Here is a 13615-nt window from a genome sequence, read left to right on the forward strand (position 1 = left end):
GTCCCTACCGGCCTCGGGCGCACCGTCCGCCTACCCTTCGGCCCATGACTGCGGCTCGGGCGGCGAAGGCGGGAGGCTCCGGCGGAGTGGAAGACACCAGCGGGACGGGAGGATCCGGTGACGGTGGCGGGGGTGGGGGTGGGGATGCCACACCGCCGCCGTTCCGGGCGGCGGTCGCGGCACTGAGCGAGACCCGCCCGCGCCCGGAGATCCAGCTCTCCGTCCTCCCCGCACCCCGGCGGCTGGCGCCGTACTCCTTCGCGCTGGAGGCGGCGGTCACCGACCCGGAGGGCACGGACTCCGAGCTGGCCGACGGACGGTTCGTGCTGCTGCACGACCCGCAGGGCCAGGACTCCTGGCAGGGCACCTTCCGGGTGGTCACGCTGGGGCGGGCCGAGCTGGAGCCGGAGATCGCCGGTGACCCGCTGCTGCCCGAGGTGACGTGGACCTGGCTGACCGGCGCCCTGGAGGCCCGGGGTGCCGGGTACACGGAGCCGAGCGGCACGGTGACGCGGTCGAGTTCGGCCTTTTTCGGCGGGCTGGCGGAGCGCGCCGCCGAGGAGTTGCTGGAGATCCGGGCGAGCTGGACCCCGGAGGGCAGCACTCCGGACGCGGCGGCCCACCTCACCGCATGGTGCGAACTCCTCTGCCAGTGCGCCGGGTTGCCCCCGGAGACGGGCGAGGGCAGTTCCGTGGTGCAGCTCCCCCAGCGCCGGGGACCGCACTAGCCGGCGCCCCCGCATTGCCCACTCCGGCTCACTCCGGCTCACCCTGAATCATCTCGGCTCGTTCCGGCCCCGTCCGCCTCCTGGCGGACGGGGCCGCTGCCGTGTCCGGGGGCGCCGCATGCCCGCCCTCCGGCCTCTTCGATCGCCGTACCGGCGGGAGCCGCTGCCGCCGGTACGGCGTTTTGTCTACAAAGCCGCCGTGCAATTCCGGTCACCGACCCAGCGTCTCCGTGTAGACAAAGGAATCTTTCGCACCCTGAAAATGCCGCTGGAAACGGGATTGTGGAATTTCGGGTCACTAATTCGTGATCTTTCTCTAAAGGGGCATGGAGAAGGTGCCGAAGGAGTCTGTGACCCTTCACACGGAATACCCGACTCGTTGGGTTCCGTCCCCCACAGCCACTCCCTCAGGAGGCCCGGTGTCTGTTCTTCTTGAGCACCCCACAAGCCTGGTCGCCTACCGCCCGAACAAGCCGACGGCCATGGTCGTCGTGGCCGACCCCCGCGTCCGTTCCACCGTGACCCGCCATCTGTGGGCTCTCGGCGTGCGGGACGTGATCGAGGCGTCGTCCATCGCGGAGGCCCGCCCCCGAATCGGCAACCCACGCGACATCTGCGTGGCCGACGTCCACCTGCCCGACGGCTCCGGGCTCAGCCTGCTGTCCGAGACCAGAGCCGCGGGCTGGCCGAACGGGCTGGCACTGTCCGCCGCGGACGACATCGGCGCGGTACGCAACGCACTCGCCGGCGGCGTCAAGGGATACGTCGTCACCGGCACCCGCACCAACCTGGGCGGGCCGCTGCCCACCCGGCACGGCGCCGCGCCGATCGGCGCGGCCGCTGCCGCGCGCATGCACCGCAGGCCGGGTGGCGGCGGTCCCGGCGGCCCGGGTCACCCGGGCGGCTACCGGGAGCTGTCCGGCCGCGAGGTCGAGGTGCTGCGCCTGGTGGCCGAGGGCCAGTCCAACAAGGCCATCGGCGTGTCGATGGGGCTCTCGGCGCTCACCGTCAAGAGCCACCTCGCCCGGATCGCCCGCAAGCTGGGCACCGGCGACCGCGCCGGCATGGTCGCCGTCGCCCTGCGGACAGGCATCATCCACTGACCGCACGCCCCCGTGCGGTATCCCGCCGCACTCCTGCCCCTCCCCTGTCCTCCCCCCACTTCTCACGGCTCCCCAGCTCTCCGGGCGCCCGTCGGCGTAACGTTCCGTCGGCGGGCGCTCGCCATTGCGTGCGCGCAGATACCCTTGGCTGGTGACCGACGCCCAAGAGACCGCATCAGCATCCGCAGCTCAGGCCCATCCCCAGGACTCAGCCCCGGCGCCGGTCCCCCTCCTGGAGCCACGCGAGGGGATTCCGCCGGTCACCGTGACGGCCGAGGAGCTGGCCCGGGTGACCGACGCCTACGCCGCGGGCAGCGGCCCGGTGGCGGTCGACGCCGAACGCGCGTCCGGGTACCGGTACGGGCAGCGGGCCTACCTGGTGCAGTTGCGCCGTGCGGGCGCGGGCACCGCACTGGTCGACCCGGTGGCCTGCCCGGACCTCTCGGCGCTGGACGCCGCGCTGGCGGGTACCGAGTGGGTCCTGCACGCCGCCAGCCAGGACCTGCCCTGCCTGCGGGAAATAGGTATGCGGCCCACGCGGCTCTTCGACACCGAACTCGCCGGCCGGCTCGCCGGTTTCGCGCGGGTGGGCCTCGGCGCGATGGTGGAGAACGTCCTCGGCTACGCCCTGGAGAAGGGGCACTCCGCCGTCGACTGGTCCACCCGCCCGCTGCCCGAGCCCTGGCTGCGGTACGCCGCGCTCGACGTGGAGCTGCTGGTGGACCTGCGGGACGCGCTGGAGGAGGAGCTGGCCCGGCAGGGGAAGCTGGAGTGGGCCCAGGAGGAGTTCGCGGCCATCGCGGCCGCCCCGGCCCCGCCGCCGCGCAAGGACCCCTGGCGCCGCACGTCGGGCATGCACAAGGTGCGGCGGCGCCGGCAGATGGCTGTCGTGCGGGAGCTGTGGCAGGCCCGGGACGCGGTGGCACGCAAGCGGGACGTCTCACCGGGCAAGGTGCTCTCGGACGCGGCGATCGTGGAGGCGGCGCTGAACCTGCCCGCGAACGCGCGGGCGCTGGGGGCGCTGCCCGGGTTCGGCCAGCGGGCCGGGCGCAAGCAGCTCGACCAGTGGCAGGCCGCCGTCGAGCGGGCCCGTGCGCTGCCGGACGAGGAACTGCCGCAGCAGTCGCAGGCCACCAACGGTCCGCCGCCGCCGCGCTCCTGGGCCGACAAGGACCCGGCCGCGGCGGCGCGGCTGGCGGCGGCCCGGGCGGCCGTCACCCAGCACGCCGAGGAGCTGAACCTGCCGCAGGAGAATCTGCTGACCCCGGACACGGTGCGCCGGTTGTGCTGGGAGCCGCCGGCGGAGGCGACCGCGGAGGCGGTCTCCGGTGCGCTGCGGGCGCTGGGGGCGCGTGAGTGGCAGATCGGCCAGACCGCCGGGCTGCTGCGCGTCGCGCTGACGGCCTCGGCCTGAGCGGCGCGCGGGGACGGCCCTACGCTCTCCGGGTGAGTGTGCGGCGCGCCGCGCCGCTCACCTGGCGATGTGACGTGTGCCCCTCGGCCGGAACCACCCCTTGCCACCTGGTTACCGACAAGTAGCATGGGGGGCGACCGACCCCTGGCCGCACCTGGAGGAGAGCCAACGTGCCTCGTACCGCAAGGGACGTCGTCTTCGTCGACGGCGTTCGCACACCGTTCGGCAAGGCGGGCCCCAAGGGCATCTACCACGAGACCCGCGCCGACGACCTGGTCGTCAAGTGCATCCGTGAGCTGCTGCGCCGCAACCCCGACCTGCCTCCGGAGCGCATCGACGAGGTCGCCGTCGCGGCGACCACCCAGATCGGCGACCAGGGGCTGACCCTGGGCCGCACCGCCGGGATCCTCGCGGGGCTGCCGAAGACCGTCCCGGGCTTCTCCATCGACCGGATGTGCGCGGGCGCGATGACGGCCGTGACGACGACCGCCGGATCGATCGCCTTCGGCGCCTACGACCTCGTCGTCGCCGGCGGTGTCGAGCACATGGGCCGCCACCCGATGGGCGAGGGCGTGGACCCCAACCCGCGCTTCGTCTCGGAGAAGCTGGTCGACGAGTCGGCGATGTTCATGGGCATGACCGCCGAGAACCTGCACGACCGCTTCCCGCACCTGACCAAGGAGCGCGCCGACGCCTTCGCGGTCTGCAGCCAGGAGAAGGCCGCCAAGGCCTACGCGAACGACAAGGTCCAGCCGGACCTGGTGCCGATCTCGATCCGCCGCACCTCGCCCGAGGGCGGCGAGACGGGCTGGGGTCTGGCCACCGCCGACGAGCCGATGCGGCCCGGCACCACCCTGGAGAACCTGGCCGGGCTCAAGACGCCCTTCCGTGCGCACGGCCGCGTCACGCCGGGCAACTCCGCCGGCCTGAACGACGGCGCCACCGCCTCCCTGATCGCCGCCGAGGACGTCGCCCGGGAGCTGGGACTGCCGGTCAAGATGCGGCTGGTCTCCTACGCGTTCGCCGGTGTGGAGCCGGAGGTGATGGGCGTCGGCCCGGTGCCGGCCACCGAGAAGGCCCTGGCCAAGGCCGGTCTGTCGATCGACGACATCGGCCTGTTCGAGGTCAACGAGGCGTTCGCCGTCCAGGTGCTCGCGCTGCTGGACCACTACGGCATCGCCGACGACGACCCGCGCGTCAACCAGTACGGCGGCGCCATCGCCTTCGGCCATCCGCTGGCCTCCTCCGGCGTGCGGCTGATGGCCCAGCTCGCCCGCCAGTTCGAGGAGCAGCCGCACGTCCGCTACGGCCTGACCACCATGTGCGTCGGCTTCGGCATGGGCGGGACCGTCATCTGGGAGAACCCCCACTGGGAGGGCAAGTAAGAATGAGCACCGCTGAGCTGCTGAAGGGTGCGGCCGAGCTGTTCCCGGACGAGGTCGTCACCCAGGCGCACGTACGCCACCTCGACCTGCCGTCCGGCGCGGGCCGGTTCGCCCTCATCACGCTGGACAACGGGCTGGACCACACCAAGCCCACCACCTTCGGGCCGCAGTCGCTGGCCAACCTGAACGCCGCCCTCGACCAGGTGGAGAAGGAGGCCGCGGACGGCGAGATCAAGGGCGTCGGCCTCACCGGCAAGCCCTTCATCTTCGCGGTCGGCGCCGACCTCAAGGGCGTCGAGCTGCTGAAGCGGCACGAGGACGCGGTCGCCATCGGCAAGGGCGGCCACGACGTCTTCGTGCGGCTGTCCGACCTGGCCGTGCCGACCTTCGCGTACTACAACGGCGCGGCGATGGGCGGCGGCGTCGAGGCGGGGCTGCACTGCACCTACCGCACCGTCTCGGCCGCACTGCCCGCCTTCTCGCTGCCCGAGGTCTTCCTCGGTCTGGTACCCGGCTGGGGCGGCTGCGCCCTGCTGCCCAACCTGATCGGCGCCGACCGCGCGGTCAGCGTCATCGTCGAGAACTCGCTCAACCAGAACCGGCAGCTCAAGGGCGCGCAGGTCTACGAGCTGGGCATCGCCGACGCGCTGTTCGAGGGCGCCGACTTCCTGGAGGAGTCGCTGCGCTGGACCGCCGCCGTGCTCAAGGGCGAGATCGAGGTGGCACGCCCCGAGATCGACCGCGGCGAGGCGTGGGACGCGGCCGTCGAGCGCGGCCGGCAGATCGCCGACAGCAAGGTGCACGGCGCGGCTCCGGCCGCCTACCGGGCCCTGGACATCATCGCCGCGGCCAAGAACGGCGATCTGCGCAAGGGCTTCGAGGCCGAGACGCAGGCGCTCGCCGACCTGATCATGGGCGGGGAGCTGCGCAGCGGCATCTACGCCTTCAACCTCGTGCAGCGGCGCGCCAAGCGTCCGGCGGGCGCCCCCTCCAAGGACCTCGCACGTCCGGTCACCAAGGTGGGCGTGGTCGGCGCCGGTCTGATGGCCTCGCAGCTCGGCCTGCTGTTCGCACGCCGTCTGGAGGTGCCGGTCGTACTCACCGACATCGACCAGGAGCGGGTCGACAAGGGTGTGGCCTACTGCCACGAGGAGATCGACAAGCTGCTGCTCAAGGGCCGCGTCAACCAGGACAAGGCCAACCGGCTCAAGGCGCTGGTCACCGGCTCGCTCGACAAGGCGACCACGTTCGCCGACGCCGACTTCGTGATCGAGGCCGTCTTCGAGGAGATGGGCGTCAAGCAGAAGGTGTTCGCCGAGGTCGAGGCGGCCGTGCCGGAGCACGCCATCCTCGCGACGAACACCTCCTCGCTGTCCGTCAGCGAGATGGCCTCGCAGCTCAAGCACCCCGAGCGGGTCGTGGGCTTCCACTTCTTCAACCCGGTCGCCATCCTCCCGCTGCTGGAGATCGTGCGGGGTGAGCAGACCGACGACGCGGCGCTGGCCACCGCGTTCGGTGTCGCCAAGAAGCTGAAGAAGACCGCGGTCCTGGTCAAGGACGCGCCCGCGTTCGTCGTCAACCGGGTGCTGACCCGGTTCCTCGGCGAGGTGCTGCGCTCCATCGACGAGGGCACCCCCGTCGAGACCGCCGACCGCGCGCTGGCGCCGCTCGGGCTGCCGATGTCGCCGATCCAGCTGCTGGAGCTGGTCGGCCCGGCCGTCGCGCACCACGTCGCGGGCACCCTGCACGCCGCCTTCCCGGACCGGTTCGCCGTCTCCGAGAACCTGGGCCGGGTCGTCGAGGCCGGCAAGCGGAACCTCTATGTGCCGGGCACCCAGGAGATGGACCCGGAGGTCGCCGGCCTCTTTCAGGTCGGGGACACCGTCCTGACGGAGGAGCAGGTGCGGGAGCGGGCGCTGAACGCCATCGCCGAGGAGATCCGGCTGATGCTGGACGAGGACGTGGTGGCCGAGGCCCAGGACATCGACCTGTGCCTGATCACCGGTGCCGGCTGGCCCTTCCACCTCGGTGGGGTCACGCCCTACCTGGACCGCGAGGGTGTCAGCGAGCGGGCCACCGGCCGCCGCTTCCTGCCTCCGGGCCTCGCAAGCGTCCCGGAGTGAACCGCTAGCGATCCCCTCCGCCGGGTACGGGCACCGTGCCCGGCGGGACCCGGTCCGGCCCCGCCTCGGTACTCCCCGCGGAGTGCCCCGGCGGGGCCGTCGGCGCCCTCGGCCCCCGCGAAAAAGCCCGGTCCGCGCACCCTCGCCCCGGCTTACTCCGTATAGGGCTCGCGGCCCTCGAATGCGTCCCCCTGCGGGCCGACGGCCAGGTACTTGGACTTGATGTCGTCCGCGAGATCTCCCCTCACATCCGGTCCCTTCCCGTAGTTCTCCAGATATTTCTCCGCGGTCGATCCGAGATCGCGCTCGCCCCGGGCGAAGAACTGATCCGTGTTCTCGGGGGGATCGGGCAGATCGGGCCCGCCGAAAACCGCGTCGTCGTGGAAGAGTTTCGCGAACTCCACCCCGCCCGCCTGTGCGATGGGAATCACCACACCCCAGGGTCCGCTCTTCCCGACCACCGAGAGGATCCCGTTGGCCAGGGCGGGCGCCGAGGAACTCATCCCGACCCGTGTCCAGTTCGCCGACTCGCGGAAGGCCCGCTGGGCCTCGGCGCTGTCGGCGGCGTACTGTGCCTCGATGTGCTGCACCCGGGAGTGGTCGAGCGTGCCCCGGGCTTCCGCCTCGGTGAGCAGCACCCGCCGCCCAGCCGCCCAGCTCTCCTCGCTCGTGGACGGCGGGTTCCGGGCCAACCTGTCCAGTGTGTAGAGGTGTTCGGCCTGGTTCATCAGGCCGTGCGACGTCTCGTCCTGGCCCAGCACGCTGAGGAAGTCGACAGCCTGCCCCCGGCTGAGCGAGGCGGCACCCTGGTAGGCGGGCGGGAAGGCCCCGGTGCTCTGCAGCGAGTCGCCGACCCCGGAGACCGCGCGGTTGATGTCGTCCACGTAGGCGCCGCCCATCGCGCCGAGGCTGGGCGCGATCGCGGGCTGCTCGTGCAGCAGTCGGGGGCCCTCCGGACCGCCGTAGACGTGGACGACCTGCTCCATGACGTCCGCGGTCGCGGCCGTGCGCCGGTCGCCGCCGTGCCGGAAGAGCTCCGGATCCTTCCCGGTCAATTGCGGATCGTCCCAGGCGTAGCCCGTCGCGGCGGCGGTGAGGGCGTGGCCGAGCGCCTCGTGCCCGGGCAACTGGCGGGGGTCCGCCCGGGTGTTGCCGTCGAAGACCCAGTTGCGCTCCCGGGTCAGGTAGGCGAGGCGGTCGTTGAGTTCGCCGTCGCGGTCCAGCACGCCGCTGACGTCCGCCGGCTGTGCGAAGAAGGTGGTGGCGGCGCCGGGGTTGTGGCCCAGGGCCTCCAGGAAGCCGACCATCGCGTCGTGTCCGGTGTCGCCCGGCGCACCGCCGGGGTCGAGGTCGTCGGTATCGGCGGAGTTGGCCCAATAGGCGTAACCGTCGCGGGTGTTGAGCTTCTCGTCCCAGGCGACGAGCCGGTCCCCGTACCGATTCAGGAAGCCGCCGTCATAGGTGCCCGAGTGCATCAGGTTACTCATGAGCTGGAAACCGTAGGGGTGCGTCCGGCCGCCGCTGCTCGCCAGCCGCTGGTCGCCCAGCGCGAGCATGTCCTGCTGCCACTGCCGCATCGCGGGAGTGTCCACGTGCGTGGCGTGCGCCAGCGTGGTGCTCAGCGACCCCTGGAGCGCCTTGGCCGACTTCCACCACGCCGCGTCGTCGATCTCGGTGTCCGGATGATCCGGGTGGTGCGGATGGGTGGCGTTGTACCACAGCCGCAGCATCCGCTCGGCGCCGAGCTCGGTGGCGAACCGTGCAGCGAACTCCGGGTCCTGGCTGTGCCGGGTGATCAGTGCGGTGAGCCGCTCCAGCCGGGCCGAGCTGATCGTGCCGTTGTCGGCCCGCGCCAGGTGCAGTGCCTCCTTCAGGTCCCGCGCCACCTGCGCACGGGCAGCCGCCAGGCTGTCGTACGCGTGGTCGTTGAAGCCGCGTGCGGTGCCGTTGACGTCGGTCGTCAGCGCATGCGCGAGGTCCCGGTCGGCCTGGTCCGCGCCGTCGAGCGCCGCGAGGGTGCGGTCCCGGTAGCCGGTGATGATCTCACGGTACGCCTTGGCCCACAGAGTGCGATGCTGTTCCTCCTCGTCCGTGAGCTTCAGCGAGACGGTGCCGTCGCGCGGGTCGAGTTGCAGATGCTCGTGGCCCTCGAGCTCGTCGACGATGTCCTGGAGCGCTTTCTGCGCGGAGCGGAACCTGCCCAGCGCCTCCGACAGCACGATGTGCGTCCGGCGCGACTCCTCCTGTGCGGCCAGCAACTGGGCCCGCACGGTGCGGAACCTGCGCCACGCGGCATCGGCGCTCTCGCCCTCCCAGTCCGAGTCGGCCAGGCCCTTGACGACCTCGGTGGCGAAGTTCGTGGCGACTTGCTCGAACTTGCCGGGCGCGGTCTTCCACTTGGCCACGGCCTCGCTCAGCGGGGTGAGGTCGGCCTGCCGGACGTCGGTGTAGCTGAGCCCGTCGCTCACCGGGAGCCGTTCCCGGCCGGGAGGTGCCTGCCGTTGTGCGCGCCGGTTCCGTTCCCGGCGCCCGGGCTGCTCTCGCCGCCCTGGCCGTTGCCGTCCGTGGCAGCGATGCGGTCGATGTCCGTCTTGCGGCGGTGGTCCTCGGTGGTGAACGCGCCGGCGGCGGTGCGCAGCGCGGACGCCGTGCCGGAGAACTGCTTCTCGACGTAGGACATCTGGTCGCGCCAGCGCTCCTGGAAGGTGGCGAGCGCGGTCTCGGTCCGGAAGCCGCCGAGGCTGCCGGTGATCTCGCCGGTCTCCCGCATGACCTCGTCGTCCGCCTTCAGGAACTGGCCCCGGACCGTCCCCGCGCGGCCCGCGCGGCCCCGCAGCACGTGGGCGGTCACCTGGAGCCGCGGCTTGGTCTGCTGCCAGCCGTCGGACCCGCTGCCGCATCCTCCGGTCCCGCCGGTCCCGGCGAGCCGCGTGTGCACCGTGGACTCCGGCGCGTAGGCGGCCTTGAGACCGGCCCACTCCTGCTCGAACGACAAGCTGACCACCCGTTTCCCCGTGCATGTGGCTGAACTGCGTGCGACGGCCCGGCGCACGCGGCGGCGAACGTAGCCGCCGCAGACGAACAGCAGGCGATCAACCGGGGAGCGGAAGCTGGACAACCGGGGGCCGCATGGGGCCGAGGGGGTGAATGAGGCGGGTGGGGCTTTCCGTGGGCGCGGTCAGCGGTCCCGCGGCGCGTGGCCCGCCCGGGAGATGGAGCGGAGGTCGGGACGGTTGCGCAGGTAGAACGAGGAGCCGTCGATGGTCGCCACCTTCTCGTAGTGGCGGGCGAGATGGCGGCGCAAGGTGGGAATCTGCTGGACCCCGTACCGTTTGCCGCGCGAGTCGTCCACGATCAACTCGGGCGGACGCCTGCGCAGTTCACGCTCGAAGTGCGGCCAGGCACCGTCCATCGCGTATCTCTCGCCCACCCGCGCCTCGCCGCGTCCGCCGCTGAAGTTGGTGAGGAACCCGGCGGTCAGATAGCGGGAGGCGGGCGACCGTTCGGACAGCCAGTATCCCTCCGGGTGCATGCCCCACAGCAGCACCCGGTCCTTGCGGTCGGTGTAGGAGCGCACGGTGTCGGCCAACCGGCGCGCGTGGTCGACCTCGGCCCGGCTGGCGGTGAAGCCCCAGCCCACGAACGCACAGGCCAAGAAAGCCGTCGCGGCCAGCGCAGCGGTGGCGACCCGCGCGGTCAGCTCGTGCAGCGCCGCCGCGCCGAGGATCGCGAGGGGCGGGACGAGCTGGAGGAAGTAGTGTCCGAAGAACTGGAAGCCGACGGTGGCGGCTCCGAACGAGGCGGCCAGCCAGATCCACAGATCGGCGGTGCCGCACAGCGGATCGCGCGCGGGGCACGCCGCGGCGGTGCGGGAGCCCGCACGGCGGGAGCGGACGGCGCGGACGAGGGCGGCGACGAGCGGCAGCGCGGCGAGCGTGAGCAGCCCGACCCCGGCGAGGGCGCGCAGCAGCGGTTTGAACCCGGCGCCGTCGGCGGAGAGGTAGGAGCCGGAGCCCGTGGCTATCCAGTACAGGAAACGCCCCGGATCAAAGGCGAGAGCAGCACTCACCACCGGGAGCGCCGATCCGGCCGCCACCCGGACCGCCGCCGGCCAGCCCGCCCGGTATTGCCACAGCAGCACCAGGACCGGCAGCAGCACCGCACCACCGGTCTGTTTCGAGAGCACCGCTCCGGCGACCGCCAGCCCGGCCCCGAGCCAGCGGGCGCGCTCGGCGTACCAGATCGCGGCGACGGTCCACGGCAGCATGAAGACCTCGAACGTCGCCGCCTGGGTGTCCTCCGGCTTGAGCCCCACCGACAGGAAGACGTAGCAGATCCCGGCCGTCCACCCGGCCCGCTCTCCCCAGCGACGGGACGCCAGGGACGCGGCCAGGACCGCACCCACCACGACCGCGACGACGGCCGCGACCCGCACCGGCCACAGCGAACCGTCGCCGAACACCGCGAAGGCGCCCCGGTAGAGCAGCGGCACGAATGGGGGCTTGCGGTCCACGACGGTGTCGTAGAGGACGCCGCCGTCGGCCAGTTGGCGCGCCTGCGTGGCCAGATATCCCTCGTCCGGGTTCCACGGCGTGCGGGCGAAGGACGGGAGACGGGTGAGGATCGTGAGCACGGTGAGGACGGCGAGCAGCCGCGTCCGGTTCGCCACCGCCTCCGGGACACGCGCGGCGGCGGTGAGGCGCTCCGTGGCAGGGGACAACGGCATACCGCTCAATCTAGCGAGCCCCCCGGTCTCCGGCCTCCTCGGCCCCGGAATCGACCCCCGACCGGCGGACCGGCCCCGGCGCGAACCGCCCCGGGGCCCCGGCCGAATGCCCCGGACCGAGGGGTGCGCCGGATCCCACCTACGGCGCCGGCACCGAGCGGCGACCTGTCGGCGCGGCCCCCGCGGCCCGCGGGTCAGTCGCCGGCCACCTCGGCACGCGCCGCGTCGAAGCGCCCTTCCAGCTTGGCGACCAGTCCCGTCACCTGCCGGGCGATGTCCGGCGCGGTGAGCCCGATCTCCGCCATGATCTCCTTGCGGGAGCCGTGGTCCAGGAAGCGCTCGGGGATGCCGAAGTCCCGCAGCGGGACATCCACTCCGGCGTCCCGCAGCGCCTGCGCCACGGCGGAGCCGACGCCGCCCGCACGGCTGTTGTCCTCGACGGTGACGACGACCCGGTGCCGGTCCGCCAGCGCGGGGAGGGCCTCGTCGACGGGCTTGACCCAGCGCGGGTCCACCACGGTGGCGGTGATTCCCTGCTTGTCCAGCAGGTCGGCGATCTCCAGGCACATCGGCGCGAGCGCTCCGACGGACACGATCAGCACATCGCCGGCCGCGTCCTCGGCGGGCTGGCGCAGCACGTCCATGCCGCCGATCCGGCGCAGTGCGGGGACGGCGGGGCCGACGGCGCCCTTGGAGTAGCGCACCACGGTCGGCGCGTCGTCCACCTCGACGGCTTCGCGCAACTGGGCGCGCACCTGGTCGGCGTCGCGGGGCGCGGCCAGCCGGAGGCCGGGCACGCACTGGAGGACGGACATGTCCCACATGCCGTTGTGCGAGGCGCCGTCCGAACCGGTGACCCCGGCGCGGTCCAGCACGAAGGTCACGCCGCACCGGTGCAGTGCCACGTCCATCAGGAGCTGGTCGAAGGCGCGGTTGAGAAAGGTGGCGTAGACGGCGAAGACGGGGTGGAGTCCGCCGGTAGCGAGCCCGGCGGCGGAGACCGCGCCGTGCTGCTCGGCGATCCCGACGTCGTACACGCGTTCGGGGAACTCCTGCGCGAAGGCGTGCAGTCCGACGGGCCGCATCATGGCCGCCGTGATGGCGACGATGTCCTTGCGCTCCCGGCCGAGCTTGACCATCTCCTCGCCGAAGACGGAAGTCCAGTCGGCGCCCGAGGACTTCACCGGCAGCCCGGTGTCGGGGTGGATGACCCCGACGGCGTGGAACTGGTCGGCCTCGTCCTGCCGGGCCGGCTGGTAGCCGCGGCCCTTCTCGGTGAGGCAGTGCACCAGCACCGGGCCGCCGAACCGCTTGGCGCGCTGCAGCGCCGACTCCACCGCCGCGACGTCGTGCCCGTCGATCGGGCCGACGTACTTCAGCCCCAGGTCCTCGAACATCCCCTGCGGCGCGATGAAGTCCTTCAGCCCCTTCTTCGCACCGTGCAGCGTCTCGTACAGCGGCTTGCCCACCACCGGGGTGCGGTTGAGCACGTCCTTGCCGCGGGCGAGGAAGCGCTCGTAGCCGTCGGTCGTGCGCAGCGTGGCCAGATGGTCGGCGAGTCCGCCGATGGTGGGCGAGTAGGAGCGCTCGTTGTCGTTGACCACGATCACCAGCGGCCGGTCCTGGGCCGCGGCGATGTTGTTGAGCGCCTCCCAGGCCATCCCGCCGGTCAGCGCGCCGTCCCCGATGACGGCGACCACGTGGTCGTCGGCGCCCCGCACCTCGTTCGCCTTGGCCAGGCCGTCCGCCCAGCCCAGCACCGTCGAGGCGTGCGAGTTCTCGATCACGTCGTGCGCCGACTCGGCACGCGAGGGGTAGCCCGACAGGCCGCCCTTGAGCCGCAGCTTCGAGAAGTCCTGCCGCCCGGTCAGCAGCTTGTGCACGTACGACTGGTGCCCGGTGTCGAACAGCACCCGGTCTCTCGGCGAGTCGAACACCCGGTGCAAGGCGATGGTCAGCTCCACCACGCCCAGGTTCGGACCCAGATGGCCGCCGGTCTTGGAGACCGCTTCGACCAGGAAGGTGCGGATCTCCTCGGCCAGCTCCTCGAGCTGCTCCGGAGCCAGCCGGTCCAGATCGCGTGGTCCCCTGATGCGGGTCAGCAACGCCACCCGTACCTCCTTGCGTCAAGCGTGA

The 13615-nt window shown here is 72.3% G+C and carries 9 protein-coding genes; 5 read left to right on the forward strand and 4 right to left on the reverse strand.

The window, feature by feature from the left end:
• Positions 1–44 precede the first annotated feature (44 nt).
• From P2424_RS21180 to P2424_RS21200, 5 genes are all read left to right on the forward strand, one after another.
• Positions 45–728, forward strand: coding sequence for a DUF3000 domain-containing protein (locus P2424_RS21180; RefSeq protein WP_276477334.1), 684 nt, complete (start codon positions 45–47; stop codon positions 726–728).
• 419 nt (positions 729–1147) lie between these two features.
• A complete protein-coding gene (locus P2424_RS21185) occupies positions 1148–1831 on the forward strand; it encodes a response regulator transcription factor (RefSeq protein ID WP_026005023.1) in 684 nt (227 codons plus the stop codon).
• Between the two features lie 151 nt (positions 1832–1982).
• Complete coding sequence (locus P2424_RS21190) at positions 1983–3245, forward strand: ribonuclease D (protein WP_276477335.1); 1263 nt, start codon at positions 1983–1985, stop codon at positions 3243–3245.
• 170 nt (positions 3246–3415) lie between these two features.
• A complete protein-coding gene (locus P2424_RS21195; RefSeq protein ID WP_276477336.1) occupies positions 3416–4630 on the forward strand; it encodes an acetyl-CoA C-acyltransferase in 1215 nt (404 codons plus the stop codon).
• Positions 4631–4632: 2 nt separating this feature from the next.
• Entirely contained in the window at positions 4633–6753 is a 2121-nt protein-coding gene (locus P2424_RS21200; protein WP_276477337.1) for a 3-hydroxyacyl-CoA dehydrogenase NAD-binding domain-containing protein, read from the forward strand.
• 152 nt (positions 6754–6905) lie between these two features.
• Here P2424_RS21200 and P2424_RS21205 read toward each other — a convergent pair whose 3' ends face one another.
• The 4 genes from P2424_RS21205 to dxs all read right to left on the reverse strand — a co-directional run bounded on the left by P2424_RS21205 (position 6906) and on the right by dxs (position 13590).
• Entirely contained in the window at positions 6906–9221 is a 2316-nt protein-coding gene (locus tag P2424_RS21205; RefSeq protein WP_276477338.1) for a hypothetical protein, read from the reverse strand.
• Complete coding sequence (locus tag P2424_RS21210; protein WP_276477339.1) at positions 9218–9748, reverse strand: type VII secretion target; 531 nt, start codon at positions 9746–9748, stop codon at positions 9218–9220. Before P2424_RS21210 ends, P2424_RS21205 begins: the two co-directional genes overlap by 4 nt.
• Before the next feature lie 183 nt (positions 9749–9931).
• Positions 9932–11479: a glycosyltransferase family 39 protein gene (locus P2424_RS21215; RefSeq protein ID WP_276477340.1), complete on the reverse strand. Its 1548-nt coding sequence runs from the start codon at positions 11477–11479 to the stop codon at positions 9932–9934.
• 194 nt (positions 11480–11673) lie between these two features.
• Positions 11674–13590 (reverse strand): 1-deoxy-D-xylulose-5-phosphate synthase, encoded by a 1917-nt coding sequence (gene dxs, locus P2424_RS21220; protein ID WP_276477341.1) that lies wholly within the window; start codon positions 13588–13590, stop codon positions 11674–11676.
• Between the last annotated feature and the right edge of the window lie 25 nt (positions 13591–13615).

This window comes from Streptomyces sp. WMMB303 (genome assembly GCF_029351045.1).
In the GTDB taxonomy this organism is placed as follows: domain Bacteria; phylum Actinomycetota; class Actinomycetes; order Streptomycetales; family Streptomycetaceae; genus Streptomyces.

Coding starts and splice junctions, on each gene's coding strand:
- P2424_RS21180 (WP_276477334.1), top strand. CDS start 45: ATGACTGCGGCTCGGGCGGCGAAGGCGGGAGGCTCCGGCGGAGTGGAA.
- P2424_RS21200 (WP_276477337.1), top strand. CDS start 4,633: ATGAGCACCGCTGAGCTGCTGAAGGGTGCGGCCGAGCTGTTCCCGGAC.
- P2424_RS21215 (WP_276477340.1), bottom strand. CDS start 11,479: ATGCCGTTGTCCCCTGCCACGGAGCGCCTCACCGCCGCCGCGCGTGTC.